This window comes from Arthrobacter sp. Y3223065 (assembly GCF_059090885.1).
This window is the reverse complement of the sequence record NZ_JBNHGC010000001.1, coordinates 861,544-887,543: the sequence shown is the minus strand read 5'-3', so window position 1 is coordinate 887,543 and position 26,000 is coordinate 861,544. Positions and strand designations below refer to the sequence as shown.

30 protein-coding genes, 6 tRNA genes and 1 riboswitch are annotated in these 26,000 nt (G+C 67.9%); of the genes, 21 read left to right on the top strand and 15 right to left on the bottom strand.

Annotated elements, in window-relative coordinates:
* Positions 1-24 precede the first annotated feature (24 nt).
* From AC5RUK_RS04115 to AC5RUK_RS04100, 4 genes are all read right to left on the bottom strand, one after another.
* Entirely contained in the window at positions 25-825 is an 801-nt protein-coding gene (locus AC5RUK_RS04115; RefSeq protein WP_494151443.1) for an SDR family NAD(P)-dependent oxidoreductase, read from the bottom strand.
* Between the two features lies 1 nt (position 826).
* Positions 827-2,206, bottom strand: a complete 1,380-nt coding sequence (locus AC5RUK_RS04110) for a DUF6421 family protein (RefSeq protein ID WP_494151442.1) — start codon at positions 2,204-2,206, stop codon at positions 827-829.
* 230 nt (positions 2,207-2,436) lie between these two features.
* The gene (msrB, locus tag AC5RUK_RS04105) at positions 2,437-2,859 is read right to left on the bottom strand and encodes a peptide-methionine (R)-S-oxide reductase MsrB (protein WP_494151441.1); all 423 of its coding nucleotides are present in this window, start codon (positions 2,857-2,859) and stop codon (positions 2,437-2,439) included.
* A 14-nt stretch (positions 2,860-2,873) separates the two neighbouring features.
* A complete protein-coding gene (locus tag AC5RUK_RS04100) occupies positions 2,874-3,377 on the bottom strand; it encodes a hypothetical protein (RefSeq protein ID WP_494151440.1) in 504 nt (167 codons plus the stop codon).
* Between the two features lie 100 nt (positions 3,378-3,477).
* Between AC5RUK_RS04100 and AC5RUK_RS04095 the strand changes: the two genes are divergently transcribed.
* Positions 3,478-4,716 carry an alpha/beta hydrolase family protein gene (locus AC5RUK_RS04095; protein WP_494151439.1) on the top strand — a complete coding sequence of 413 codons (1,239 nt, stop codon included), beginning with the start codon at positions 3,478-3,480 and terminating at the stop codon, positions 4,714-4,716.
* 2 nt (positions 4,717-4,718) lie between these two features.
* Here the strand turns inward: AC5RUK_RS04095 and ybaK are convergent, their stop codons facing one another.
* The 3 genes from ybaK to AC5RUK_RS04080 form a co-directional block, all read right to left on the bottom strand.
* On the bottom strand, positions 4,719-5,210 hold the full coding sequence (gene ybaK, locus AC5RUK_RS04090; protein WP_493987387.1) for a Cys-tRNA(Pro) deacylase: 492 nt from the start codon (positions 5,208-5,210) through the stop codon (positions 4,719-4,721).
* Positions 5,211-5,212: 2 nt separating this feature from the next.
* Positions 5,213-5,680, bottom strand: a complete 468-nt coding sequence (locus tag AC5RUK_RS04085) for a SufE family protein (protein WP_493987386.1) — start codon at positions 5,678-5,680, stop codon at positions 5,213-5,215.
* Positions 5,681-5,745: 65 nt separating this feature from the next.
* Positions 5,746-6,651, bottom strand: a complete 906-nt coding sequence (locus AC5RUK_RS04080; RefSeq protein WP_493987385.1) for a sulfurtransferase — start codon at positions 6,649-6,651, stop codon at positions 5,746-5,748.
* Between the two features lie 284 nt (positions 6,652-6,935).
* Here AC5RUK_RS04080 and zapE point away from each other — a divergent pair, with 284 nt between their 5' ends.
* The 5 genes from zapE (at position 6,936) to AC5RUK_RS04055 (ending at position 11,837) form a co-directional block, all read left to right on the top strand.
* On the top strand, positions 6,936-7,973 hold the full coding sequence (zapE, locus tag AC5RUK_RS04075) for a cell division protein ZapE (RefSeq protein ID WP_494151438.1): 1,038 nt from the start codon (positions 6,936-6,938) through the stop codon (positions 7,971-7,973).
* Positions 7,974-8,958: 985 nt separating this feature from the next.
* On the top strand, positions 8,959-9,171 hold the full coding sequence (locus tag AC5RUK_RS04070) for a hypothetical protein (RefSeq protein ID WP_493987383.1): 213 nt from the start codon (positions 8,959-8,961) through the stop codon (positions 9,169-9,171).
* A 632-nt stretch (positions 9,172-9,803) separates the two neighbouring features.
* Positions 9,804-10,526 (top strand): recombinase family protein, encoded by a 723-nt coding sequence (locus AC5RUK_RS04065; RefSeq protein ID WP_494108751.1) that lies wholly within the window; start codon positions 9,804-9,806, stop codon positions 10,524-10,526.
* A 31-nt stretch (positions 10,527-10,557) separates the two neighbouring features.
* Positions 10,558-11,037 carry a DUF2975 domain-containing protein gene (locus AC5RUK_RS04060; protein WP_493987381.1) on the top strand — a complete coding sequence of 160 codons (480 nt, stop codon included), beginning with the start codon at positions 10,558-10,560 and terminating at the stop codon, positions 11,035-11,037.
* 182 nt (positions 11,038-11,219) lie between these two features.
* Positions 11,220-11,837, top strand: coding sequence for a hypothetical protein (locus AC5RUK_RS04055; RefSeq protein WP_493987380.1), 618 nt, complete (start codon positions 11,220-11,222; stop codon positions 11,835-11,837).
* 72 nt (positions 11,838-11,909) lie between these two features.
* Here the strand turns inward: AC5RUK_RS04055 and AC5RUK_RS04050 are convergent, their stop codons facing one another.
* The 7 genes from AC5RUK_RS04050 to AC5RUK_RS04020 form a co-directional block, all read right to left on the bottom strand.
* On the bottom strand, positions 11,910-12,107 hold the full coding sequence (locus AC5RUK_RS04050; protein ID WP_493987379.1) for a hypothetical protein: 198 nt from the start codon (positions 12,105-12,107) through the stop codon (positions 11,910-11,912).
* A gap of 291 nt (positions 12,108-12,398) precedes the next feature.
* Complete coding sequence (locus AC5RUK_RS04045; protein ID WP_494151539.1) at positions 12,399-12,563, bottom strand: Rv0909 family putative TA system antitoxin; 165 nt, start codon at positions 12,561-12,563, stop codon at positions 12,399-12,401.
* 198 nt (positions 12,564-12,761) lie between these two features.
* Positions 12,762-12,836: transfer RNA gene (locus AC5RUK_RS04040), tRNA-Val, on the bottom strand.
* A gap of 42 nt (positions 12,837-12,878) precedes the next feature.
* Positions 12,879-12,952: transfer RNA gene (locus AC5RUK_RS04035), tRNA-Gly, on the bottom strand.
* 37 nt (positions 12,953-12,989) lie between these two features.
* A tRNA-Val gene (locus tag AC5RUK_RS04030) sits at positions 12,990-13,061 on the bottom strand.
* Between the two features lie 35 nt (positions 13,062-13,096).
* Positions 13,097-13,167: transfer RNA gene (locus tag AC5RUK_RS04025), tRNA-Cys, on the bottom strand.
* A 61-nt stretch (positions 13,168-13,228) separates the two neighbouring features.
* A tRNA-Gly gene (locus tag AC5RUK_RS04020) sits at positions 13,229-13,302 on the bottom strand.
* A 234-nt stretch (positions 13,303-13,536) separates the two neighbouring features.
* Between AC5RUK_RS04020 and AC5RUK_RS04015 the strand changes: the two genes are divergently transcribed.
* The 15 genes from AC5RUK_RS04015 to hisF all read left to right on the top strand — a co-directional run bounded on the left by AC5RUK_RS04015 (position 13,537) and on the right by hisF (position 25,240).
* Positions 13,537-13,611: transfer RNA gene (locus AC5RUK_RS04015), tRNA-Val, on the top strand.
* A 133-nt stretch (positions 13,612-13,744) separates the two neighbouring features.
* Complete coding sequence (locus tag AC5RUK_RS04010) at positions 13,745-14,629, top strand: cytochrome (RefSeq protein WP_494151437.1); 885 nt, start codon at positions 13,745-13,747, stop codon at positions 14,627-14,629.
* Between the two features lie 56 nt (positions 14,630-14,685).
* Entirely contained in the window at positions 14,686-15,282 is a 597-nt protein-coding gene (gene def, locus AC5RUK_RS04005; protein WP_494151436.1) for a peptide deformylase, read from the top strand.
* A gap of 17 nt (positions 15,283-15,299) precedes the next feature.
* Entirely contained in the window at positions 15,300-16,229 is a 930-nt protein-coding gene (locus tag AC5RUK_RS04000) for a methionyl-tRNA formyltransferase (RefSeq protein ID WP_494151435.1), read from the top strand.
* A complete protein-coding gene (locus AC5RUK_RS03995; RefSeq protein ID WP_494151434.1) occupies positions 16,226-17,776 on the top strand; it encodes an RsmB/NOP family class I SAM-dependent RNA methyltransferase in 1,551 nt (516 codons plus the stop codon). Before AC5RUK_RS04000 ends, AC5RUK_RS03995 begins: the two co-directional genes overlap by 4 nt.
* 55 nt (positions 17,777-17,831) lie before the next feature.
* Positions 17,832-18,500, top strand: coding sequence for a ribulose-phosphate 3-epimerase (rpe, locus tag AC5RUK_RS03990; protein WP_494108755.1), 669 nt, complete (start codon positions 17,832-17,834; stop codon positions 18,498-18,500).
* Between the two features lie 82 nt (positions 18,501-18,582).
* A riboswitch (FMN riboswitch) is annotated at positions 18,583-18,727 on the top strand.
* A 110-nt stretch (positions 18,728-18,837) separates the two neighbouring features.
* A complete protein-coding gene (gene pnuC, locus AC5RUK_RS03985) occupies positions 18,838-19,548 on the top strand; it encodes a nicotinamide riboside transporter PnuC (RefSeq protein WP_494108756.1) in 711 nt (236 codons plus the stop codon).
* Positions 19,545-20,636: a bifunctional diaminohydroxyphosphoribosylaminopyrimidine deaminase/5-amino-6-(5-phosphoribosylamino)uracil reductase RibD gene (gene ribD, locus AC5RUK_RS03980; protein WP_494108757.1), complete on the top strand. Its 1,092-nt coding sequence runs from the start codon at positions 19,545-19,547 to the stop codon at positions 20,634-20,636. The genes pnuC and ribD overlap by 4 nt, the downstream gene beginning before the upstream one ends.
* Positions 20,637-21,263, top strand: a complete 627-nt coding sequence (locus AC5RUK_RS03975) for a riboflavin synthase (RefSeq protein ID WP_494151433.1) — start codon at positions 20,637-20,639, stop codon at positions 21,261-21,263.
* The gene (gene ribB, locus AC5RUK_RS03970; RefSeq protein WP_494151432.1) at positions 21,260-21,934 is read left to right on the top strand and encodes a 3,4-dihydroxy-2-butanone-4-phosphate synthase; all 675 of its coding nucleotides are present in this window, start codon (positions 21,260-21,262) and stop codon (positions 21,932-21,934) included. Before AC5RUK_RS03975 ends, ribB begins: the two co-directional genes overlap by 4 nt.
* A complete protein-coding gene (ribA, locus tag AC5RUK_RS03965; protein ID WP_493987368.1) occupies positions 21,924-22,574 on the top strand; it encodes a GTP cyclohydrolase II in 651 nt (216 codons plus the stop codon). Before ribB ends, ribA begins: the two co-directional genes overlap by 11 nt.
* A 72-nt stretch (positions 22,575-22,646) precedes the next feature.
* Positions 22,647-23,132, top strand: coding sequence for a 6,7-dimethyl-8-ribityllumazine synthase (ribH, locus tag AC5RUK_RS03960; RefSeq protein WP_494151431.1), 486 nt, complete (start codon positions 22,647-22,649; stop codon positions 23,130-23,132).
* 120 nt (positions 23,133-23,252) lie between these two features.
* Complete coding sequence (locus AC5RUK_RS03955; RefSeq protein WP_493987366.1) at positions 23,253-23,516, top strand: phosphoribosyl-ATP diphosphatase; 264 nt, start codon at positions 23,253-23,255, stop codon at positions 23,514-23,516.
* A gap of 93 nt (positions 23,517-23,609) precedes the next feature.
* On the top strand, positions 23,610-24,452 hold the full coding sequence (gene hisG / locus AC5RUK_RS03950) for an ATP phosphoribosyltransferase (RefSeq protein ID WP_494151430.1): 843 nt from the start codon (positions 23,610-23,612) through the stop codon (positions 24,450-24,452).
* A gap of 17 nt (positions 24,453-24,469) precedes the next feature.
* The gene (gene hisF / locus AC5RUK_RS03945; RefSeq protein ID WP_494151429.1) at positions 24,470-25,240 is read left to right on the top strand and encodes an imidazole glycerol phosphate synthase subunit HisF; all 771 of its coding nucleotides are present in this window, start codon (positions 24,470-24,472) and stop codon (positions 25,238-25,240) included.
* 25 nt (positions 25,241-25,265) lie between these two features.
* Here the strand turns inward: hisF and AC5RUK_RS03940 are convergent, their stop codons facing one another.
* On the bottom strand, positions 25,266-25,910 hold the full coding sequence (locus AC5RUK_RS03940; protein WP_494151538.1) for a TIGR03085 family metal-binding protein: 645 nt from the start codon (positions 25,908-25,910) through the stop codon (positions 25,266-25,268).
* Positions 25,911-26,000 lie beyond the last annotated feature (90 nt).

Below are 26,000 nucleotides of genomic sequence, written 5' to 3'. Positions count from 1 at the left end.
GGGTGCCGTCACAGCCGGGCCGGGTCAGGCCAGCCGGATGCGTGCCCCGTTGAGGCGGGCGGCGTCAAGCGTGAACAGGGAGGCGGCGGCGCGGCCCAGGTCTGCCACGTCGGTGAAGCCGGCAAAGGCCTTCTCCGGGTCTGCCCGGCGCATGGCGTCATCCAGCAGGGCCTTGACGGCCAGGACGACGGCGGCGGAGCGCTGGGGCGCAGGATCCTCCTTGCGTCCGGACTGGGCCCGGCGGAAGGCGTCGGCCACCGAGAACATCCAGCTTTCTGCGGCGGCTTTGGCGGCGGCGTAGTTGGCGCCGGACGCGGTGGGGGAATCCGTTGCCGTGGTCGAGACGATGGCCACCCGGCCGGACGGGGAGGCCTCCAGCTGGGAGTAGAACGCGCGGGTGGTGTTCCGCAGCGTGCTGATCAGCTGCCGGTGCAGGAAGTCCCAGTCTTCGTCCGACTGCCCCGCCAGGCCCTGGCCGCCGCGCCAGCCGCCCACCAGGTGGATCAGGCCGTCGGCCCCGCCGTGCTCCGCGGCAACGGCGCCGGCCAGTTCTTCCACGGCCCGGGGGTCGGCGAGGTCGCACTGGAAGCAGGCCACGGCGTCGTTCTCCGCATAGGCGGCGTCGAGCCGGTCCTTGCTGCTGCCGACCGCCAGCACCGTGGCGCCCGCGGCGGTCAGGGCCGCGGTGACGGCCTGGCCGGAGGCGCCGGATGCGCCGGCGACGACTACGGTCAGGCCGGCCAGCCGGCCGGGGCCGGGGGCGGCGGCCAGCAGCCGTTCGGCATCGGGCGGCCCGTCGCCGGTGCCGTTGTCCGGAGCGGCCATGTCAGGCCGACTCTCCGGTGATCCCCGAGGTGGATTCGATCACCGGCTTCATCTTCCGCGAGAGGGCCTCGTAGAACATCGACAGCGGGAACTCGTCGTCCATGACCTGGTCGGTGACCTCGCGCGGCAGCCCGGTCAGCGGCAGGGCATCGGGGCCCTTGGCCCAGACCGAGGCCGGGTGCGGGGTCAGCGTCCTGGTCAGCATCTCGTAGGCGGCCAGCCAGTGGGCCACCTTGGGCCGGTCGATGGAGCGCCAGTACAGGTCCTCGATTTCGCCGCCCAGGGCGACGACGGCGTCCGCGACGTTGTCCCAGTCGATGGAGAGCTTGCCGTCCGTCCAGTGCAGCACCCGGTGCTGGTGCAGCCAGGCGAACAGCAGCTGGCCGCCGAGGCCGTCGTAGTTGCGCACCCGGTTGCCGGTGATGGCGAAGCGGAAGATCCGGTCGAAGATCACCGCGTACTGCACCAGCCGGGCGTGCTTGCGGACCTGATCGGACGCGGTGGCGTCCTGGGCCAGGCGCACCGACTCGCGGAAGGCGGTCAGGTCGCAGCGCAGTTCCTCCAGCGAGTACAGGAAGTAGGGCATCCGCTGCTTGATCATGAACGGATCGAAGGGCAGGTCGCCGCGCATGTGCGTGCGGTCGTGGATCAGGTCCCACATGACAAAGGTTTCCTGCGTCAGCTGCTGGTCGTCGAGCAGGGCGGCAGCCTCGTCCGGCAGTTCCAGCGAGGTGATCTCGGCGGCTGCGCGGACCACTTTGCGGAACCGGGCGGCCTCCCGGTCGGCGAAGATGGCGCCCCAGGTGAAGGCGGGGGTTTCCCGCACGGCCACGGTCTCCGGGAAGAGCACGGCCGAGTTGGTGTCGTAGCCGGCCGTGAAGTCCAGGAACCGGATGGGCACGAACAGCTTGTTGGAGTAGGAGCCCGATTCCAGTTCGCCGATGAAGTCCGGCCAGATGACTTCGATCAGTACGGCTTCGACCAACCGGTCGCTGCTGCCGTTTTGCGTGTACATGGGGAAGACCACCAGGTGCCGCAGGCCGTTGACCCGGTGCTGCTGCGGCTGGAACGCCAGGAGCGAGTCCAGGAAGTCCGGGACGCCGAATCCGCCCTCGCGCCAGCGGCGGAAATCCGCGGCCAGTTTGTCCAGGTAGTCGGCGTCGTGTTCGAACAATGGGGCCAGTTGGCCGATGGCGTCGATGATCACGTCGGTGTGCCGGGCGGCAGCGGGTTTGTTGCCGTCGTCCGGAACGGAGCCGTCGTGGATCTGGAGTGCGCGCAGCGCGGTGGCTGCCTCCTTCAAACGCAGCCAGGCCGGGTGCTGCGCCGGGTTGCCGTGCACGGCAGCGCTGGAGTTGCTGCGGGTGGGGGTGATGGTCATCGTCGCCTCGCCTTTCCGTCGTGCCGGCGGGTCCCGGCGCCTCGAGTGGAATATGTAGCGAGCGTAGCAACGCAACAGCCATACTTATTTCAAAACCGGCAACAGGTAAGCAACTGTAATGCTCGGTGCCGCGGCGGCCGAAAATGATTAAGCCCGGCTCGTGCTGGCCGGGCTCAATCATGCTGAAACGTGGAAGCGCCTCAAGCGCTGCGGGTGGCGGTACGAAAAAGCTACTGCGTGTCCTTCAGGGTCAGGGACACCGAGTTGATGCAGTAGCGCTGGTCGGTGGGGGTCCCGTAGCCCTCGCCCTCGAACACGTGCCCAAGGTGCGAGTCGCAGCTGGCGCAGCGGACCTCGATCCGCTCCATGCCCAGGGCCGAATCCCGCAGGTAGCGCACGGTGCCTTCGGCCAGCGGCGCCCAGAAGGACGGCCAGCCGCAGTGCGAGTCGAACTTCTCCTTGCTGGTAAACAACTCGGCCCCGCAGGCGCGGCAGCTGTAGACACCCTCGGTATGGGTATCCCAGTATTCGCCGGTGTACGGCCGCTCCGTGCCGGCCTCGCGGAGCACATGGTATTCCTCCGGGCTCAGCTCCTGCCGCCATTCATCGTCGGTCTTGGTCACCGGGAACTGCCCGGCCTCTGTGTTGCTCATACTCTCTCCAACGCTCACGAGTCGCCAATGTATCCCGAGCCCGAGTACAGGTGCAGGACGGGAATGCCCAGCTTGTCCTGCGCCCGGTTGGCCCAGTCGGTATGGAAGGTATCGGAAATGGAATGCGGCCGGGTGATGACCACCGCCCGGTCTGCCGGATGTTCCCCGACGTACTTGACCAGGGCGGACACTCCGTCGTCCTCAACGATGTCCACCGTGGCGTTGAAGCCCGCTTCCGCCAGCAGCCTGGCGGAGATGCGCCTGGCCTCGTCGGCCTCGTGCCGGGCCTCCTCCGGGCTCGGCTGGCCGTGCGCCAGCTCGCGGAACGCGGTGCCGACCTCCAACATGCTCAGCCGCTCGACGAAATCCAACAGCAGGTTCCGCTTGGTGTCCTCGGGAATCAGCACCCGGAAGGTGGTCTGCTCGCCGCCGGTCTGCTCGCCGGCCAGCCAACCGAAGTTCTGCAGGTCGGCGTCATTGAGCGGTTCCTCGGTCAGCACGACGATGGTTTCGGTCATGCGCCCAGCCTAATCAGCAGCGCAAGCCGGGGACAACAACGCGGCACGCCGACGGCCGCGCCGGTTAGCGGTGGGCAGCGGCACCGGCAAGAATGGAGCCATGGCTGTGTTCGAACGTTCGTACCTGTCCGGCCGGAACACTTCTGCCGGCGACGGCCAGCTGCCCCGTGCCCGCTGGCTGCTGCTCGGTGCCTTGGCGGGGGCGGGGGCCGGATCCGTGCTGGCGGGAGCGACGTCGGGGCTGGCCTCCTATTTCGCCCGCCAGGTGCTCACGCCCGTCCGCGAGCATGTACAGGATCTGGAAATCCTGGCCGTCGTCGGATCCGGCGTGGAGCAGGAAATCATCCTGCCGGCGACCCTGGACACCACCGCGCCGGGCGTATACAGCGTCTATTTCGACGGCGGACGCTCGGTGGCGCGGGTGGGTGAGGTGACGTCCTACTCGCCGCGGGAGGGCACGGTCCAGCGCAGGGTGGAGCGGGTGTATGCCGGCGACCTCGCCGCCGCCACGCGCGGCTGGTGGGGCGGTGCGGCCTACCCGGACCCGGCCGCCGTCGGGCTGGCCAATGAGGAAGTGGAGATCGAGGTGGAAGGCGGCATCGCGCCGGCCTGGCTGGTCCGCGCCGAGGCTGACGCGAAAACTTGGGCCATCATGGTGCACGGCCGCGGAGCGTCCCGGGCCGAGGGGATCCGCGCCGTCCGGTCGGTCCGCGGCCTGGGCATCTCTTCGCTGCTGATCTCCTACCGGAACGACGGCGAAGCCCCCTCCGCCCCGGACCGCCGCTATGGGCTGGGCATGACCGAATGGCGCGACGTCGAGGCGGCGATCGGGTTCGCCCTGGCGAACGGGGCGGAGGACGTGGTGCTGTTCGGTTGGTCGATGGGCGGGGCAATCAGCCTGCAGGCCGCCGACCAGTCCCGCTACCGGAGCCGGATCCGTGCGCTGGTGCTGGACGCCCCGGTGATTGACTGGACGGATGTGCTGGCCCACCAGGCGAAGCTGAACCGGATTCCGGATGCCGTGGGGCAATTCTCGCAGTGGCTGATCTCGAACAAGGCCGGACGGCTGCTGACCGGCCTGGCCGCCCCGCTGGACCTGAAGATGATGAACTGGGTGGCCCGGGCGGACGAGCTGCGCGTGCCGACGCTGATCGTGCACAGCGAGGACGACGACTTCGTGCCGTACGGCCCGTCGGCGGCGCTGGCCGAAAGGAACCCGCTCGTCACGTTCGAGCGTTTCAGCGGGGCGGGACATACCCGCGAATGGAACGTGGACCCGGAACGCTGGGAGCGCGTCGTCACGTCCTGGTTGAGCCGGGTGCTCCGTCCCGTGGGGTAAGGCTAATCTGCCCTGAGCGGGGCGAAGGACGCGCCGGTCAGGGCGGCCAGGTCCGCCGGCGCGATTTCGATATCCAGTCCGCGGCGGCCGCCGGAGACCAGGATGGCGCCGAAGTCCCTGGCGGTGGAATCCAGCACGGTGGGGCTGGCATGTTTCTGTCCCAGCGGCGAAATTCCGCCCAGCACATACCCGGTGCGCCGCCGGGCGACCTGCGGGTCGGCCATGGCTGCGCGCTTTCCGCGCAGGGCCGCAGCCAGTTTCTTCAGGTCAAGGCTGGAACTGACCGGCACGACGGCGACCGCCAGCGATTCGTCCACGACGGCCATCAGGGTTTTGAACACCCGGGCGGGATCCATCCCCAACGCCTCCGCGGCCTCGCGGCCGAAGCTGGGCGCCGAGGGGTCGTGGGCATAGGTGTGCAGCACATGCGGAACCCCCGCCCGCTGCAGCAGCGTGGTGGCGGGGGTTCCGGCGGATGGCTTGTGCTTGGCCACCGTCAGGCCGAGGCGGCGCGCAGGTGCCGTGCCTCGGTGACCAGGCGCTTGATGCGGTACAGCATGGCGGACATGCCGCGGATCCGCAGCGGCGTGATGGCGCGGGTCAGGCCCAGGTGCTCGGCGATATCATCGGGAACGGCCAGGATTTGTTCTGCCGGCAGCCCGTTGAGCCCCTCGTGCAGCACGGCGGCGAAACCGCGCGTGGTGGGAGCTTCCGGCGGGGCGGAGAAGTAGATCTGCACGTCCTGGTCCGGGTCGTCGCCCAGTTCCAGCGTCAGGAAGAGCGGCGACTGGCATTCCACCACCTGCTCCAGCAGCTCCGGATGGCCGGCGAAGCGTTCGGGCAGCTCGGGAAGCTCCCGGGAGAACTCCAGGAGCAGCTGCAGCCGCTCGGCCTCGGTGACAGCCTGGAAGTCGTCGATGATTTCTGCCAGCGGTTCGGGAATCGTCTGCTCGGTCACGGTCATACTTGCGCTCTCTCTTGCGGTTTCGTGCTCGCCAACGTCAACGTTGTGGGCCGGCCGGCTATTCCTTAGCGGGCCGAGGCGGGGATCCCGCCGGGCTCGGCGCCCCTGACGATCGGCACGCGCACTGCATTGCCCCATTCGGTCCACGACCCGTCGTAGTTGCGGACCGTGTCGAAGCCCAGCAGGTACTTGAGCACGAACCAGGTGTGGCTGGACCGCTCGCCGATCCGGCAGTAAGCCACCACATCGTCGCCCGGCTTCAGCCCGGCGTCGTCCAGGTAGATGGCTTCGAGCTCTTCGCGGGAACGGAACGTCCCGTCGTCGGCCGCTGCCCGCGCCCATGGGACGGACGCCGCCGTCGGGATGTGGCCTCCGCGCAGCGCGCCTTCCTCGGGGTAGGCCGGCATGGTGGTGCGCACGCCGGTGTATTCCTCCGGGGAGCGGACGTCCACCAGCGGCTTGCCGAAGTGGTCCAGCACGTCGTTGAGGAAGGCGCGGATGGGTGCGTCGTTGCGCTCGACGACGGGGTAGGTCACCGCGGCGGGCCGCGGCGCGTCGGTGGTCATTTCCCGGCCCTCCGCGATCCACTTGTCGCGGCCGCCGTCCAACAACCGCACGTCTTCGTGGCCAAACAGGGTGAAGACCCAGAGGGCGTAGGCGGCCCACCAGTTGCTCTTGTCGCCGTAGAGCACCACGGTGGTGTCCCGGCTGATGCCCTTGGAACCCAGCAGCGCGGCGAAGCGTTCGCCGTCCACGTAGTCGCGGGTGTCCGGATCATTCAGGTCGGTGTGCCAGTCGATCTTTACGGCACCCGGAATGTGCCCGGTTTCGTACAGCAGGATGTCTTCGTCGGACTCCACGACCACCAGCCCGTCGGCGCCCAGGTTGTCAGCCAGCCACTGCGTGGAGACCAGTCGGTCGGGGTTGGCGTAGGCGGCAAACTTCTCGTTGTGCTCGGGGGCAATGGGCATGGCAAACCTTTCCTTGAGGTGCAGCTTTTCCATAGCGTGCGGGGAGCCGTGCAAAACGGCCGGGGGGCTTCTGTTTAGCCTAACCACCGGAGCGGGCAAAAGCTTCCGGGCGTCACCCCACGCGTCGCGGGATGACGGGAGCGCCACGGCCCGCCGGGACGGGGACTGTGGCGGGGCTTACACCGACTGACGCCGGCGGGCGGGGTAGCGTATCGTTTTGCTGGCGGCATTCCGGCCGCCGTGCATACTCCAAGCCCATGTCAGGAAGGCAGCGGTTAGCCTACGTGCCCCAGATTGAACAGCTTTCACGCCGGACGCCCAAGGTGTCCGTGGACGAACTGCTGGCGGTCCTGCACCCGTCGCCGCGTTTTGGCGAAGTGTCCTTCGCCAGCTACCGCCCGGACCCGGCCCAGCCGTCCCAGAGCGAGGCCGTGAGGGCGCTGCAGCGTTTTGCCGCCGTGGTCGACCGGCCCAAGCCGAAGGGCTTGAAGAAGCTGTTCGGCGGCGGCAAACCGGAAGGCCACTCCGGCGTCTACCTGGACGGCGGGTTCGGTGTCGGCAAGACCCACCTGCTCGCTTCGCTGTGGCACGCTGTAGATGGCCCGAAGGCCTTTGGCACCTTTGTGGAGTACACCAACCTGGTAGGCGCGCTGTCGTTCCGCAAAACCGTTGAAGCGCTGAGCAGTTACCGCTTGGTGTGCATCGACGAGTTTGAACTGGATGATCCCGGCGACACCGTTCTGATGTCGCGGCTGATGCGCGAGCTGGCCGACGCCGGAGTCAGGCTTGCGGCAACCTCAAACACCCTGCCGGGCTCGCTGGGGGAGGGACGCTTTGCCGCCGTCGATTTCCAGCGCGAGATCCAGGTGCTGTCCGACCAGTTCGATGTCATCCGGGTGGACGGCGAGGACTACCGGCACCGCGGGCTGCCGGCAGCTCCCCAGCCGCTCAGCGACCACGAACTCAAGCGGCGGCTGCATGATTTCGATGGCAAGGTGGTGGCGGCCGACGAATTCTCGGATCTCGTCAACCACCTGGCCGGGGTGCACCCCAGCCGGTACAAGCAGTTTCTCGACGGCGTGGATGCGGTCGCCTGGCATAACGTGCACACCATCTCCGAAGAGGCGGTGGCCCTGCGGTTCGTGGTGCTGGCCGACCGCCTCTATGACAAGGACGTGCCGATCATCGCCAGCGGAGTGCCGTTCGATGAGCTGTTCACTCCGGAAATGATGTCCGGCGGCTACATGAAGAAGTACTTCCGCGCGGTGTCCCGCCTGACCGCGCTGGCCCGCGAGGGCCAGGCCGGCGAACCAGCGGTCTAGCTCCCGCAGCCGGGGCGCGCACATGCCGCCACTGTGCAGGAGTAATGCCCTGCGCCTGATGACGATACGACCGAGCAACCGACGCGACCGACGCGGTGTTCAACACCATCATCTGCCTGATACGTTCCCCCACCCCGGGGAGCTAATGAGGCAGAATCCTGCCCTCCCTCGCCCCTCTGCTCCCTCTGCGGTGTCCGGTTCTGCAGGAGCGTTTCTAAGCCCAGGCACCCACGGAGAGACAGACAAACCCCTACGGGCAGTACCCCAGACAGGGGACCACGACGGCAGGTCAGCATCCCCGCCAAGGTGCTTGGTCAGGTGATGCCCGAAGGGTCCACCCCCCGGGCTTTGATCGCGGGCCGAAACCACCACGACCCTACAGCGGTTGCTGTACCTCAAAGACACCGGCCCACAACTCCGAATCGCACTCGGCAGGAACGGGGGCAAGGCCAAAGCCGCCGCCAACCGCGACCAGCGTGTCAAAGTCAAAGCGCTGGCCGGATAGGCCGACAACTGCCTCCCCGTCTTCAGACAGGCGAGTCCCGGCGGGCCAGCGCAAAAGATTTGGTTTCGACTTTGGGTCGCTGGTTCGCAGCCCGACGCAACCGTCAGACTGCACGATGAGGACGCCGTTTAGGAGGGCAAGCATGGCGTCATCTCCGTTCGTCCAACTAGTGACGATGAGGTGCGTGTCGTTCGATGGGCTGGATGTCGTAGTTAGACCCCCGCCCTGGACTTGGGCACATGAAGCGAGACTAAGGCATACCCCCAGCGCCACAGCCGCCAGGCAAGCGCGAGGCAGTAGCGCGGGAAGCCGCTCCACCCGCTCCTCGAATAGGCATGAGCCAGTCATAGCAAGAGATTACGCTTTGGACCTGCCGCCTATAGCGGTAAATACCCGTACGCTTCCGTGATCGCCATGTACGGGTGGGCGCGGGGTGCCGCGATACGGGGGCTACCCCCTGTCGGGATGCAAGGATGGGGCATGCATCCGGAAGCGCTGATCCTTTTCATCATCGGCTTGGTACTGGTTGGGCTCTCATCCGTCTATGCCATTGCGCATCCCCGACGAGAAGGGGAACCGTTCGGGCCGCAGCGAAAGATGATGCTCGCCCTGTGCCTAACCGGAGGTCTGTGCATACTTGCGTTCGCCATCATCTTCTTGACGGCACTAACGGATCTGAAGACGCCAATTTAGAGAGAGCGGGGCCGGAGTACACCCCCCACCCCTGTCGCCGGGGATCGCTGGCTCGGCATGCCTCAAGAAGCCGCAGTATGTCTTCCTCTGGCCGGACCAGGAGGGCGCCGACTGAGGCGAGCAGGGCCGGCACGTAGAACCAGCCTATGGATGCTGAACCGATCCAGGTAAAGGCTGCCAGAAGAACCGTTGCCGCGATGGAAAGACCCCTCCACGGCTTCCCAGGAATTAGGAGGGGAAGCCCGGTCAGGATCACCGGGATCAGTAGCGGCACGAAGATTAACGGCCCGTTGACTGCAAGCAAGGTCAGCTGTTCGGTCACGACCGGGCTATCCGGAGCCTCCGACCCTTGCGAAAATGACTCCACGGTGTAGATGGGAACGAGCAGGACAACCAGGCCAACAGCGACCGTGAGCGCGAATGCCACGCCCTGAAGCACTCGTGCCGAAACGGGCCGGTGATTCATGCAGTCCCCTGTCGAAGCTGTATGGATCAAGGAACCACGAACCAAGAGCCACGTCTTTCGTTCCATCGGATGCAGTACCCGTACGCTTCCGTGGCCGCTATGTACGGGCGGGCGAAGCCAACCGCCGCACGGGGGCACCTCCCACCCGTTCTGACATACTCCGAGGGTGGAGACCCCGAAGATGACCACCACCTCTTCGGTTCCCAAAGTGATCCACGCCGACCAGGCAATCCGCGTCGTTGGGTACATCCGCGTCTCCACGGACAAGCAGGACATCAGCCCCGGCGTACAGCGTGCAGAGCTGATACGCGAAGCCAGCCGCATGGGGTACGAACTGGAGCTGGTCGAGGAGCTGGCCGCGAGCGCGGCCACCATCAGCAAGCGCCCGAAGATGCTGGCACTGCTGGCAGAGCTGAAGGCAGGCAAGTACCAGGGGCTCATGGTCTCCAAGCTTGATCGTCTCTCCAGGAACATGGAGGACGGCACCCGGCTGCTGGCCGACTCGCAGCGTCAGGGTTGGCGCATCATCTGTCTCGACCTCGGAGTCGACACAGCCACCATCATGGGGGCTGGCATGTACAACATGGCGCTCAACTTTGCAGAGATCGAACGGAAGTTCATCGGTGCGCGGACGGCTGCGGCGATGCAGGAGAAAGCCGCCCAGGGGGAACACATGGGCAGGGCTGCCGGCCTGCCGGTCGAGGTCATGCTGCGGATCCACGCCGACCGCGAGCGCGGTCTATCCCTCCGGAAGATCGCGGAAGCTCTGACGGCGGAAGGAATCCCGACTGCTACGGGCAGGGCGTGGCACGCATCCACCGTCAAGGCTGTGCTGGAGTCGGTCACGCTGCGGCGTGCCCTCCAAGACACAGCTCATCGGGATGGTTGACAGTCACGATAGGCAAGGCGATGATCGCGCTGTGATCACACAGCAAGCTACACCCCTCCGCATTCTCCTCGGAGCGCTTGCTCTTGGCGCCCTGCTGGCTCAACTTGTGGTTGTTCCACGGGTCGCGGCTGAGTATGCCGATGCCTACCCCGAAGTTGCGTATCTGGCGCCCCCGTATGTCACGGCGATCGTGGTTGCAATCGGCGGATTCGAGGTGGCTTTGCTGGCAGCATGGCAACTACTTTCGGCCGCGGCGCGGGGAGGGGCTGTGGCCGCTCGGTCAAATGGCTGGGCCAACGTCATGGCACTTTCCCTAATCTTCATGGGAGTGATCTTCGCGGGTGTCTGCGTACACGCCGGGTCCTTCGCAGCCGTCGGCGGGCCTGCCATGCTATTCGGGGTTCTTGCCTCTCTCGCCCTTGTGCCCGTCGCGTTCGGACTCAGGAACAAGGCAGTGGATTTCTTGCGGACAGAGGATGTGGAGCCGCCGGCGGTTGCCAACCAAGACTAGGGCCGGCTTCTCAACAGCCGGCGCAGGAACGGGACGGGCTGACGCCCGTCCTTCTCCGTATCTGGAGCTTGGTGAGAAGTAGGTGCAGGAGGCTCTGTGCGGTTCTGTGCCGGTCCTATCGTGGGACACTAACCTGACCCGAGCTGGAGCGGACGAGGAATCAAAATCTCGAAAGGGAATTCATGAGATCCAATCAGCCCCTGCCAGATAACCCCTGGCCGCAGGACATGGTCATCTCTGTGAAAGACGCGCCGAACCACTTATCGCTCCTGCTCTTCATCCGTAGCGCTTGGAACATTGCCCCGGATGTCAACATTCCGGAGTTAAACCCGGCACCGAAGCCCGGTGCCTCGCGACCGCCTGCCACTGCAGACAGGACTGAGTGGGGCGCCCGTTGGCAGCAGGCTTGGGAACGAGCTTGGGCCTGGTACGACACGGGGGACCAGAAGAACCAGCATCCAACGCCGGAAATCCGCGCCGATCAGGAGATGCACGTGGCCTTCCCTCCGGGCTGGCCAACCGAATACGGCTGGGATGGCGTGGACATCGACGCCTTCAACCACTGGCAAATCCAGCTGCAGCCCAACCACATGCTCCCTCTTGAACTACACCCCGAACGCCGCTGTCTGCCGGCTCTTGTTGCCGCTTGGAAAACAGGCTTGGACACCGTCCTGGTCATGCCTTATCAGGGGGACTACGCCAAGCGCATCAGCCCAAGGCATCTCGTCGTCTCGGCGCAGACCCATAACGATCCCGAGAGCTACACTCGCGCCTTGGCCTCCAGGCTCCCACCCGGTTAGCTATCGTTTGCCGAGCAGGCGGCGCAGGAATGGGACGGGCTGAGGCCCGTCCTTCTCTGTCCGAACCAATGGCTATTGCGCTACGTCGTCGGCGATATCCTGGCGCAGGTTTTCGAAGCGGAGTTGATCAACCCGGAGCCTGAGCATGGCGTTCAACAGGAACAAGGTACGCACTGCGATGGCCGCGAGGATCGCCACTGCAAGGGGCGCAAGGGTGACAATCCAGGAAAGAGCGGCGGCAATAGTGCCGAGAAATGAAATGTCGTCCACGGTTCAACCCCCATTGATCTCGTGTACCGCCCGCTGCGGTTCCCCCAGCATAGAGGGACGGTGGAGGAAGGCCCCGGCCCCTTACCGGATTAGAGCCGGTTCCGATGTCGAGCCTTGCGGCAGGGTGTTTCACTGGGTCGAGCAATCCCCAGACTCGAAGGAGTGCCAGCGCCTACAGCGGACCCTGACGGATCCGGCAGATTGCAAGGCGCGCGCGGCGAATAAGCGGCCTCACCAAAGGGCGCCTGCCCGCCTCCCGGCGGTCCGGCACCCTCCTTGGCGTGCCCAGGACTAGGCGGACGAGGTGTTCCCGTCGGACGGTGCCTGGCCATCCCTGTCGCCGAACGTGTCGACGAAACCGGATGCCTTGGCCTGCAGGCCGCCTACCTGCTTGGAATACTTACCGCCGGTCTTGGCGTCGATGTAGTCACCGGCGTTGCCGACGGCACCCTTGATCTTGCCAGAGTGTTATCCCACGAGACCGGCTGCCTTGTCCTTGAGTCCTCCGGCCTTGCCCTTGAGCTCGTCAAATACAGACACGGTCACCTCCTTTCCGACGGGGGGCCTTTCGCCCCTGCACGTCCATCGTAGGCATCGCGCCGCGAGCGCTCAACGGCTTAAACAAGAAAGGCTCCCGCCGGGGGAGCCGTGGAATGGTGGGCGATACTGGGATCGAACCAGTGACCTCTTCCGTGTCAGGGAAGCGCGCTACCGCTGCGCCAATCGCCCCGGTGTGCCCGAGGCGGGCCGCTGGAGAAACTCTGAAAAGAGAGCGGACGACGGGATTCGAACCCGCGACATCCACCTTGGCAAGGTGGTGCTCTAGCCAGCTGAGCTACGTCCGCGCGAAACGGTTCCGGATCACTCCGGACTGCGTTCCAGTGGGCGATACTGGGATCGAACCAGTGACCTCTTCCGTGTCAGGGAAGCGCGCTACCGCTGCGCCAATCGCCCGTGATCTCTCACGAGATGTTTGCTCATCACAAACGAGGTGGGGACGGGATTCGAACCCGCGTATACGGCTTTGCAGGCCGCTGCCTCGCCTCTCGGCCACCCCACCGTGCCTATCCGCAGTTGCGCCAGGACCGGCCAGCGACGCTGGCTCGTAACAGTGACTTGCGAGCGGACGACGGGATTCGAACCCGCGACATCCACCTTGGCAAGGTGGTGCTCTAGCCAGCTGAGCTACGTCCGCAGAAGTTTTCCATCACTTTTCCGCGATCCGTTCATCGAACGGCCCGCGGCGTCGCTGTGATTTCCAACGAGTAAAAACTCTATAGGACGATTCCCGCTTCGTCCAATCGGCCCGGTGGCGGGGTGAAACGACAACTGCCACAGCCTCGTCCCCGCGCGATTTTTGTTTCAGCGGGTCTGTGGGCTAGCATTTCTAGACGTTGCAGGAAGCGCCGGGCGCATCCGCAGCAAACCCGGGCGATTGGCGCAGTGGTAGCGCGCTTCGTTCACACCGAAGAGGTCACTGGTTCGAACCCAGTATCGCCCACCACGGTAAATATCCCGGCCAGGCAGCGGTGCCTGGCCGGGATATTTTCGTTAACGGGGCCCGGGCCGGCCGCGTTCGAACAGGCCCCTGTGGCTGGCGGACCGGAACGGTCAGTGGAACCTGAGAAGATTTCCCTATGACTGCACCACTCCTTGCGCATGCCACCGCCAACGGCCGGATGTACGCGCGCTCCACCTCGGAGCCGCCGTCGGTTCCTTCCATCACCACCGTGATCGCGCAGGAGCCGACCACGCTGGACGGCTGGTTCGCCCACATGGCAGCCACCTCCCTGGCCTCCGATGCCAGGCTGGCCGAAGCCGCCGGGGACCCGGGCCGGCTGCGGTCGCTGGCGAAGGAAGCGACCCTGGCCGCGGACCGCTACCGGGACGCTGCCGCGCTGCGCGGGGACCGCGTCCACGGCTACTGCGAACAGGTGGCGCTCCGGGCGCTGGACAGGGAGCACGACGTCGCGGGTGCCCGGGAGGCGCTCAAGGCCAACGGCGAAGAAGCTTTCGCCGCCAGGTTCGACGAATGGTGGCAACTCTATGGCGTGGAACCGATCGCCCCGGAGATCACCGTCTGGAACCAGGAGGTGGGATACGCCGGCACGCTGGACCTCGTGGCCAGGATCGGGGGGCGGACCTGCCTGATCGACTTCAAGACCAAGGGCACGGACCGCAACGGCCAGGTCAAGGCGCTCAACGACAAGGTGGTCATGCAGTTGGTGGCCGGGATGAAGGCCCAGGAGTCCTTGGTCGACGCCGCGACGGGAAGCTGGGAGCCGTGGGCGCACGGTGACGATCCGCTGCTGCTGGGCGTGGCGATCGGTGAGACGGAAGTCCGGCCCATGCGCGCCAATCCCGAAGTGCTTCGATGGCACTGGTACCGCTTCTGCTCGCTGCGACGAGCGTGGGAGACGCATCTGCAGGTAGCCGAGGCGGGCCGGGCGCTGCTGCCGATCGCGCCGCCCCCCGCGGCTGGCCCGCAGGCGGCCCAGCAGGCGGCCCAGCAGGCCCACTAAACTGGACCGGAACCAACGGCAGTACCCGAAGCGGCAACAGTGAGGACAAGAACTACATGGCGATCCTGAGCATCCGGATTATCGGCGACCCCGTGCTGCGGACCAAGGCGGAAACGGTCACCGGGTTCGGGCCGGAGCTGGCCAAGCTGGTGGCGGACATGGACGAAACCATGGAGGACGTCGACGGCGCCGGGCTGGCGGCCCCGCAGGTTGGCGTGAGCCTGCGCGTTTTTACCTTCCGCGTGGACGGCAAGCGCGGCCACGTGGTCAATCCGGTGCTCGAGCTCAGCGACGACTTCCAGGACGACGCCGCCGAAGGGTGCCTGTCCATCCCCGCGCTGGGCTACCCGGTGCGCCGCCGCCGCTGGACGCGGGTGACCGGCCAGGACATGCACGGCAACCCCGTGGAGTACGAGGGCGAAGGCATGCTGGCCCGCTGTTTCCAGCATGAGGCCGACCATCTGGACGGCATCCTCTACATCGACCACCTCACCGGCGAGGACCGGAAGAACGCGCTGCGGTCCATCCGCAACGCCGGTTATAACGGCGTGGCCGGCGAGACGCAGGCCCAGCGCGCCGCCCACGTCGGCTCCGGCTTCAGCCGGGGACCGGCTTCGGCGGGTGCCGGTTCCTTCGGGCAGCCGCTGGCATGACGGACGGCGGCAGGCGCTTGCGGGTCCTATTCGCCGGCACTCCCGGCGTGGCAGTGCCGTCCCTCGACCGGCTCGTCGAGGATGGCTTCGAGATCGTGGCCGTGCTCACCCGGGAAGACGCGCCGGTGGGGCGCAAACGCGTCCTGACCGCCTCGCCGGTGGCGGCCCGCGCCGCGGAACTGGGCGTGCCGGTGATCCGGGCCAACCGGATCGGTCCGGCAGCGGCCGATGCCATCCGGGCAGCCGCTCCGGATGTGGCGGCCATCGTGGCCTACGGCGGCCTCGTCCCCGAAGCTGCGCTCGGCATACCCGAACATGGCTGGATCAACCTGCACTTCTCGCTCTTGCCCGCCTGGCGCGGCGCCGCGCCGGTGCAGCACGCCGTCATCAACGGTGACGACGTCGTCGGCGCCTCCACCTTCCAGCTGGAGAAGGGGCTGGATACGGGCCCGGTGTACGGCACCCTGACCGAGGCGTTGGGCCCTGCGGAGACCAGCGGCGAGGTGCTGGAACGGCTCTCGCGCAGCGGCGCGGTGCTGCTGTCCCAAACGCTGGCAGCCGTCGGCGCGGGCACGGCAGCGGCGGTGGCGCAGTCCGGCGACGTCAGTCTTGCGCCCAAGCTGTCCTTGGAGGACGGCCACATCGACTGGCGGCAGCCAGCGCTGGCCATCCGCCGCCGCATCAACGGTGTCACCCCCGAGCCCGGCGCCTGGACCATGCTCGACGGGCAGCGCTTCAAGCTGGGCCCGGTACGCCTGCGGCCGGAGCACCGCGATCTGCCGCCGGGGGCCGTCAGGCTGGCGGGCGGCTCGTCGGCGTCGGCGCTTGTGGGCACCGGTTCCCACGCCGTGGAGCTGGACAGGGTCCAGCCGGCGGGCAAGAAAATGATGGATGCAGCAGATTGGGCCCGCGGGCTTGGGCAGCGTGAGGATGTGCACTTCGAATGAGCGGCCGGAATGAAGGCAGCCGGAACAGCGGACGCCAGGGTGGCGGCGGCCAGGGAGCCGGCCGTCGGGATGCTGCGGGGCGGGAGCGCAACCGCGGCGGCACCAGGCAGTACTCCCGGTCGGCTCCGTCGCAGCGGACGAGGACGGCGGATCCGGCACGGCTGGCGGCCTTTGAGGTGCTGCGCGCGGTGGAACGGGACGACGCGTATGCGAACCTGGTGCTGCCGGCGAGCATCCGCAAACACCGGCTGGACAAGCGCGATGCCGGCTTCGCCACCGAGCTGGCCTACGGGGCCCTGCGCGGCCTGGGCACCTACGATGCCATCCTGGCCCGCTGCGTGGACCGGCCGCTGGACCAGCTGGACCCCGCCATCCTCGATGCGCTCCGCCTCGGCGCCCACCAGCTGCTGGCCATGCGGGTGCCGGCCCATGCCGCCCTGGACCAGACGGTCAGCCTGGCGCGCGCGGTGATTGGCGCGGGCCCCGGCTCGCTGATCAACGCCGTCCTGCGCAAGGTCACCGCCCGGGACCTCCCGGGCTGGACCGCCGAGCTGACCGCCGGGGAGACCGACCCGGTCAAGGCGGCGGCGTTGGAACACAGCCACCCGGAATGGGTGGTGCGGGCCCTGCGGCAGTCCCTGGCCGGGCACGGCCGCGGCGTGGACGAACTGGAAGACCTGCTGGCGGCCGACAACGCCGCGCCGGTCGTGAACCTGGTGGCGCTGCCGGGGCTGGGCACGCTGGACGAGGCGTTCGACGCCGGCGCCGAGCGGGGGGAACTGGTCGAAGGCTCCGCCCTGTATGCCGGCGGCGATCTCGGCCGGCTGGCCAGCGTCCGGGCGGGAACCACCCGCGTCCAGGACGCCGGTTCCCAACTCGTGGCGCGGGCACTGGCCGCCGCCGCGCCGGTAAAGCCGGGCGAGCGCTGGCTGGATCTGTGCGCCGGCCCCGGCGGCAAGGCCGCCCTGCTGGGCGCGCTGGCCGCCGAACAGGGCGCCACCCTGCTGGCCAACGAGGTGGCCGAACACCGCGCCGAGTTGGTCCGAAAGGCCTTGGCCCCGATCCCGGCCGACGTGTGGGAGATCCGTACCGGAGACGGCCGCGAGCTGGGTGATCTGTATGCCGGGCAGTTCGACCGGATCATGGTGGACGCCCCCTGCACCGGGTTGGGAGCCCTGCGCCGCCGCCCGGAATCGCGGTGGCGCCGGAAGCCTTCCGACGTGGCCCAGTTGGGTCCCCTGCAGCGCGAACTGCTCGCCGCGGCCGTTGCCGCCGCCAGGCCGGGCGGCCTGATCGCCTACGTCACGTGCTCCCCGCATCCGGCGGAGACGACGGCGGTGGTCGCCGACCTGCTGCGCCGCAACCCCGGGCTGGAGCTGCTGGATACGTCCTCCGTCCTCGACGGGGTCAGTCTCCCGGGGCAGCTGGAAGCAGGGCAGCCGGGCGGCGACGCGGTGGGCCGGTCCGGCGGAACGACCGCGCAGCTGTGGCCGCACCGGCACGGCACCGATGCCATGTTCATGGCGCTGCTGCGCCGAACCAACTAGGTCAACACCGGTTCCCACACTCCTCGACACACACAGACAGGCAGGCAAGCATCCGATGGCACAGTGCTGCATCAACCCCAGCATCCTCTCGGCCGATTTCGTCAACCTCGAAGCCGAACTGCGGCGCATTAGTACCGCCGATGCCGTGCACGTGGACGTGATGGACAACCATTTCGTGCCGAACCTGACCATCGGGCTGCCGGTGGTGCAGCGGATCCGGGAAGTCAGCCCCCTGCCCCTGGACGCGCACCTGATGATCGCCGATCCCGACCGCTGGGCGCCGGCCTATGCTGAGTCCGGGATTGAATCGGTGACTTTCCATGTGGAAGCGGCGGCGGCTCCGGTCCGGCTGGCCAGGGAGCTGAGGTCCCGCGGTGCCAAGGCGGGCATGGCGCTGAAGCCGGCCACCGCCGTCGAGCCCTATTTGGATTTGCTGCCGGAGATGGACCTCCTGCTGATCATGACGGTCGAGCCGGGCTTCGGCGGGCAGTCTTTCCTGGACGTCACGCTGCCCAAGATCCGCAAGGCCGCCCACGCGGTGGCGGGTTCCGGGCTGCCGGTAGCGATCCAGGTGGACGGGGGCGTCACCGAAGAAACCATCGTGCGGGCCGCCGAGGCCGGTGCCACCGTCTTCGTCGCCGGGTCCGCCGTGTACGGCAAGGCCGATCCGGAGCAGGCCATCGCTTCGCTGCGGGCCGCGGCCAGCCGGCAACCCACCTCCTGAGGCTCCTGTGACCGGTGTTACAGGTTGTGACGGGAATGGAACGTGTCACGGGGCAGTTGTGAGAGCATAGTTACGCAAACACAACGTGCTCCGGGGTCGGTGTAAGTCCGAACCGGCGGTTATAGTCCGCGACCCGCTGCCGAGAGTTCCACCCGGAACTTCACGCAGCGGTTGAACCGGTGGAATTCCGGTACCGACAGTTAAAGTCTGGATGGGAGAAGCACGTACAGGTGGCAGCCATGGGGCCACCGGGTACGGTCGATGACCGTTGGCCCGGAAGGCCCCGGATCTTCCGCTCTGTCGTTCCCCGGAGCCGCCGCGGCTCGAAAGGAACGGCATGGATTTTCTGCGGTGGCTCTTTGAAGCCCAGATTCCCGTAGCCGGCAGCGCCCTGCTGCTGCGCGAAGTTCTGGGCAACGTCTTCGGCCTGCTCAGCGCGCTCGGCGGTATGCGCCGGAAGGTGTGGGCCTGGCCCATCGGCATCATCGGCAACGTGCTGCTGCTGACCGTCTTCCTCGGGTCGCTCTTCGGCTCCGCCAATACCGCCAACCTGCTGGGCCAGGCGGGCCGGCAGGTCATGTTCATCGCCGTGGCCGTTTACGGCTGGAGGCGCTGGCGTTCCGCACGCAGCGGCGGGGGCCACGCCATCACGCCGCAGTGGGCCAGCGGCAAGGCGCGCCTCGGCCTGATCGCCGCCTTGCTCCTGGGCACCGTCGCCCTGACCCCGGTGTTCGCGGCGCTCGGCTCCTACGAGCCGGTCTGGGCGGACGCCTGGACCTTCGTGGGTTCATTGCTGGCCACCTACGGCATGGCGCGCGGCTGGGTCGAGTTCTGGCTGATCTGGGTGGCGGTGGACATTGTGGGTGTGCCGCTGCTGTTCAGCGCCGGCTACTACGCCAGCGCCTTCATGTACCTCTTCTACGGCGGCTTCACGCTGGTTGGTTTCTTTGTCTGGTGGCGGGCCAACGCACAGGCCAAGCCCGGGGTCGAAACTTTGCATCCCGATCCGCGGATCGGCCGCCCGGCCGACGAGCAGGTACAGGCGTGACGGGCCAGGCGGCGGTTGGCACGGCCCGCAGTTTTTCGACGCCGGAGCAGCGCGCCATGGAGTTGGCGCTGGACGCCGCGCGGCAGGGCGTGCGCGGAGCAAATCCCCTCGTGGGCGCCGTCATCATCGACCCGCGGGGTGAAGTGGTCAGCATCGGGTACCACCGGGGCGCCGGCACACCCCACGCGGAAGTCGATGCGCTGGCGAACGTGGCCCGGGAGCGCGCCGCGGACCTGGCCGACTGCACCATGCTGGTCACCCTGGAACCGTGCAACCACCGCGGCCGCACCGGCCCCTGCTCTGGTGCCATCCTGGACGCGGGCATCCGCTCGCTGGTCTACGCCACGGCCGACCCCACCGAGGTGGCCGCCGGCGGGGCGCAGCGGCTGGCCGAGGCCGGCGTCGCCGTGCGCACGGGGCTGTTGCGCGAGCAGGCACTGGACCTGAACCATCGCTGGGTCCAGTCCCGGCGGGAAGCCCGGCCGTTCACCACGCTGCACGTCGCGCAGACGGTGGACGGGCTGATTGCCGCAGCGGACGGCACCAGCCAGTGGATCACGGGGGAGGAGGCCCGGGCGGACAGCCACGGCATCCGCTCCCGCGCAGACGCCATCATCGCCGGCAACGGAACCATCGCCGCCGACAACCCGCGGCTCACCGCCCGCGACCAGGCCGGACACGAGACCCCCGGCCAGCCGCTGCGCGTGGTGATGGGGCGCCGGAAGGTCCCTGCAGACGCCGCCGTCCGCGGCACCGATGGCCGCTTCCTGCAACTGGCCACCCACGACCCGGCCGAAGTATTGGCCGAACTGGCACGGCGCGGCGTCGGCCACGCCATGATCGAGGGCGGAGCCACCGTCGCCTCGGCTTTCCTGCGCGCCGACCTGGTCGACGAGCTCGTGCTCTACCTGGCACCCCTGATGCTCGGCGCCGGCACGCGTGCCGTAGCCGACCTCGGCATCGGGACACTGGCCGAGGCCGGCCGCTGGCGTTGGGACACGGCCGGCGGCAGCACCCGAACCTTGGGCGCGGATCTGCGCCTGCACTTAGAACCCCTGCCGTCCCACGGCATCCAGAAAGGCAAATGAATGTTTACCGGAATCATCGTGGAACAAGGACGCGTTGAATCGCTGGACCTGAGTCCAGCCACCGACAGTGCTGTGCTGACCTTCACCGCACCAGCAACGGCCGCCGGCCTCGGACTCGGCGGCTCGATCGCCGTCAACGGCGTGTGCCTGACCGCAGTCGCGCTGGACGGCAGCCGGGTCAGCGTGGACGTGATGGGGGAGACGCTCACGCGCACCACCACCGGATCGCTGCAGCCGGGGCAGACAGTCAACCTGGAGCGCTGCGTCCCGGCCGGCGGACGGCTGGACGGACACGTGGTCCAGGGGCACGTGGACGGGGTCGGCACGCTGGCCGAACGCGAGAACCTGGGCGACTGGGAGCGGCTGCGTTTCACCGTTCCCGTGGAGCTGGCCCGTTACATCGCGGAGAAGGGATCCATTGCCGTCGACGGTGTCTCGCTGACGGTCACGAACGTCAGCGACGCCGGTGCCGCGACCCAGTTCTTCGAAGTCGGCCTGATTCCCACCACGCTGGCCGACACCGGGCTGGGGGCGAAGCAGCCCGGAGACAGGGTCAACCTGGAAGTGGACGTCCTCGCCAAGTACGCCGAGCGGCTCCTGGCGTTCACCACCGGAGCCGGGGCATGAGCGCCGCGGTGGAGCCGCGGATCGCGCTCGACACGATCGATGCCGCGGTGGCGGCGGTCGCCGCCGGCCGCCCCGTCGTCGTCGTTGATGACGAGGACCGGGAAAACGAAGGCGACATCATCTTCGCCGCCGACGCCGCCACCCCTGAACTGATGGGCTGGACCATCCGCTATACCTCGGGCGTCATCTGCGTGCCCCTGCCGGCGGCACGGGCCGACGAACTGGGGCTGCCGCCCATGGTCGAGGTCAACCAGGACGCCAAGGGGACTGCCTACACGGTGTCCTGCGACGCCGCCGACGGCGTGACCACCGGCATCAGTTCCGCGGACCGGGCCCGCACCGCCGCGGTGCTCGCGGCAGCGGACAGCACCGCCGCCGACCTGACCCGGCCCGGCCATGTCTTCCCGCTGCGGGCGGTCGACGGCGGCGTGCTCGCGCGGCGCGGACATACCGAAGCGGCCGTGGACCTGTGCCGGTTGGGCGGGCGTGCCCCGGTGGGAGTGATCGCAGAACTCGTGCACGATGAAGGGGACATGATGCGTTTGCCGGCGCTGCGTGCATTTGCCGACGAGCACGGCTGCCCGCTGGTGTCGATCGAGGACCTCGCGAACCACCTGGCCGGGCGCCCGGACGCCGCCGGCCTGCCGAAGGCGGCGAACCATGGACGGTAAGGACATCCGCGAAAAGACTCCGGCCGCCACGGTCGAGGGCGGGCCCGCGGTCCAGCTGCCCACCGCCTTCGGCAGCTTCACGGCCCGGGCCTGGACCGATGCCGCCACCGGCGTGGAGCACCTGAGCATCACCTCCCAGGTCCGGCCGGCGGCCGCACCGCTGGTCCGGCTGCACTCCGAATGCCTGACCGGCGATGTGTTCGCCTCCTACCGCTGCGACTGCGGCGAGCAATTGGAACAGGCGCTGGCCATGATCGGCGAGCACGGCGGGACGGTCCTGTACCTGCGCGGGCAGGAGGGGCGCGGCATCGGGCTGGCCAACAAGATGCGGGCCTACGCGCTGCAGGAAGCCGGCGCGGATACGGTGGAGGCCAATGAGCAACTGGGCCTGCCCGTGGACGCGCGGGATTACTCCGCCGCGGCCGCCATCCTGCAGGCGATGGGCATCGGCGCCATCAGGCTGCTGAGCAACAATCCGGCCAAGAGCAGCATGCTGGCAGCCCTGGGAATCGACGTGGTCGAGATGGTGGCCGCCGAAGTCCCCTACCGGGAGCAGAACCGCCGCTACCTGGAGACCAAGCGGGACCGCATGGACCACCGGCTGGCCGTCCTGCAGACAACACCGGTGCAGCAGAGCTGACGCCTGCGCCCGGCACAGCATCCACCACTAACCACCGACGAGACACCGACGAGAGTTTCACGAAGGAAGAACATGAGCGGACACGGAGCACCCACTATCGACATCACCGGCCTGCAGGCGGAGACTGGCGCGCTAAGGCTCGCGATAGTCGCCGCCAGTTGGCACACCGAGATCATGGACGGGCTGGTCGACGGCGCGCTGCGGGCGGCAACGGAGGCGGGGATCGGGGAACCGGCCCTGGTCCGGGTGCCCGGGGCCTTCGAGCTGCCCGTCGCCGCCGCCCGGCTGGCACCGCACTATGACGCCGTGGTGGCGCTCGGCGTCGTGATCCGCGGCGGAACGCCGCACTTCGAGTACGTCTGCCAGGCCGCCACCGAGGGCCTGACGAGCGTCAGCGTGCAGACCGGCAAGCCGGTGGGCTTCGGGGTGCTCACCTGCGACACGGAGCAGCAAGGCCTGGACCGCGCCGGCCTGGCGGGCTCCAAGGAGGACAAGGGCCACGAAGCGGTTACCGCCGCCCTGGCGACCGCGGCCACGCTCCGGGGCCTCGGCGTCTGAGGCCGGGCCGCCGCGCGGCGCCGCGCCTGAGGCCGGACCGCCGCGCGGCCCCGGAGGCATTCGTCACAATGGGAACGGCGGTTTGCCGCCCTTATGCGCTCCTGACGTAGTCTAAAGGGCGTGAAATCCTTCGAATCCCTGTTTGCGGAACTGAGCGAAAAGGCGCAGCGGCGCCCGGAGGGCTCCCGTACGGTAGCCGAGCTGGATTCCGGCATCCACGGAATCGGGAAGAAGGTCGTCGAAGAGGCCGCCGAAGTCTGGATGGCAGCCGAACACGAATCCGACGAAGCCGCCGCAGAGGAGATCTCCCAGCTGCTCTACCACCTGCAGGTCCTGATGATCGCCAAGGGCCTGCGGCTGGAAGACGTCTACAAGCATCTGTAGCGGGACGCCGCCCGAGCCGGCGCCCCGCCCAGACCCAGGCCGATTCCACACTTGCGCGGCCCTGCGGCCGCGACGATTCCAGAAAGACTCCACATGCTGCGTGTAGCTGTTCCCAATAAAGGTTCCCTGTCCGAAGCCGCCTCCGCCATGCTGGGCGAGGCGGGCTACCTCCAGCGCCGCGACAGCCGCGAACTGGTCATGACCGATGCGGACAACGATATTGAGTTCTTCTTCCTGCGTCCGCGCGACATCGCCGTCTACGTAGGCTCGGGCACCCTGGACGTGGGCATCACCGGCCGTGACCTGTTCCTGGATGCACAGGTGGAAGCCGTCGAGCTGATGAACCTGGGCTTCGCGGCGTCCACGTTCCGGTTCGCCGGCCCGGTCGGCGAGTTCAGCAGTGCCGGGCAACTGAGCGGCAAGCGCCTGGCCACCAGCTATGACGGGCTGCTGCGCAGCTACCTGGCCGAGCACGGCATCGACGCCTCCGTCGTCCGGCTGGACGGCGCGGTCGAGTCCTCCGTGCGCCTTGGCGTGGCCGACGCGATCGCCGACGTGGTGGAGACCGGCAACACGCTCCGGGCCGCCGGGATGGAGATCTTCGGCGACCCCATCCTGAAGTCCGAGGCCGTGCTGATCGGCCGCGGGGAGACCTCGCCCAACGGACTGGACGTGCTGATGCGCCGGCTGCGCGGCGTCATTGTTGCCCGCGAGTACGTCATGATGGACTACGACATCCGCAAGGACCTCGTGGACGCCGCCGCGGCGCTGACCCCGGGGCTGGAGTCACCCACCATCTCGCCGCTGCGCGATACCGGCTGGGTGGCCGTGCGCTCGATGGTCCGCCGCAACCAGACCAACCGCATCATGGACGAGCTCTACGATCTCGGCGCCCGGGCCATCCTGGTCAGCACCATCCACGCCTGCCGCATCTGACCGCCCTGGAGTAAGCCATGACTGTTGCCATCCGTGTGATCCCCTGCCTGGACGTTGACGCCGGGCGCGTGGTCAAGGGGGTTAATTTCGAAGGCCTGCGCGACGCCGGTGACCCGGTGGAACTGGCGCACCGGTACGACCGTGCCGGAGCCGACGAGCTGACCTTCCTGGACGTCACCGCCTCCTCCGGCAACCGCGAAACGACGTTCGACGTCGTGGCCCGCACCGCCGAGGAAGTCTTCATTCCGCTGACCGTGGGCGGCGGCGTGCGCGAGGTCGCCGACGTCGACAAACTGCTGCGCTACGGGGCGGATAAAGCCGCCATCAATACCGCCGCGGTCGCCCGGCCCGACGTGATCGACGAGATCACCCGCCATTTTGGCTCCCAGGTGCTGGTGCTCTCGCTGGACGCACGCCGGACCGGGGATCCCTCGGTGGCTTCCGGATACGAAGTAACCACGCACGGCGGCCGCAAGGGTACGGGGATCGACGCGGTGCAGTGGGCACGCGAGGCGGCCGACCGCGGGGTGGGGGAGTTGCTGCTCAACTCCATCGACGCCGACGGGACCAAGGACGGTTTCGACCTGGAGATGATCCGGGCGGTACGGGCCGCGGTGAAGGTCCCGCTGATTGCTTCCGGCGGCGCCGGCAAGCCCGCGCATTTCCCGCCGGCCGTCGCCGCGGGGGCCGACGCAGTGCTGGCCGCATCGGTCTTCCACTTCGGGCCGGACGACGCCATCGCCCAGGTCAAGCAGGCGATCCGGGACGCGGGCTACCCGGTCCGTTGAGGCCCGGAGCCGGGGAAACGGAAGCTCAGAGGCCGATTTCGGCGCTGTCCAGCAGCGCCACGGCATCGTCCTGGCCCTCGAACGTGACCAGGGCATGCTTGGCCCGGCCGGACGCATGCATCAGCAGTTCGCCCGGTTCTCCGACGATTGCCACCGAGACCGGCGCCCGTTTAGCCACATGCCGCGGGCCGTCCGGCCGCACCAGCACGATGCCCAGGTCCACTCCGCGGTACAGCAGTGCCGCGCGCCTGATGAGTTCGTCCCACAGCGCCGACGAATAGTCCTCGTCCAGCGCCCGCGGAGCCCAACGGTCGGTAGCCCGCCGGACGTCTTCGGTGTGGACGAAGAATTCAACCAGATTGGCCACCCTGTCCACTCCCGGCACCCTGAACGGGGACAGGGCCGGTGGTCCGGCGCGGAAGGCTTCCACCAGCTTGGCATAGCCGGCCGGTTCCCGGGCTTTGTCCGCCACCTTCCGGGTGGCCTCGTCCGAGACCCTGGCGAGGGGCTTGAAGGCCAGGCCGAGGGCGGCACCCACACGGTGCTCCCGGATGTACAGGTGGGCGGCCAGTTCTGCGGTCCTCCACCCCTCGCACAGGGTGGGTGAATCCGGCCCGGCAGCCAGCAAGGTCTCGGCCAGGACTTCACGGGACGGATTTACGAAATGCATCATCATGAACCTAGCACGAAGAAGGCGCCTGGGGCCGGTAAATGGGTCCGTGCACGCCGTCCTGGCGCGGGCGGGAGCCTCCGGGACTTG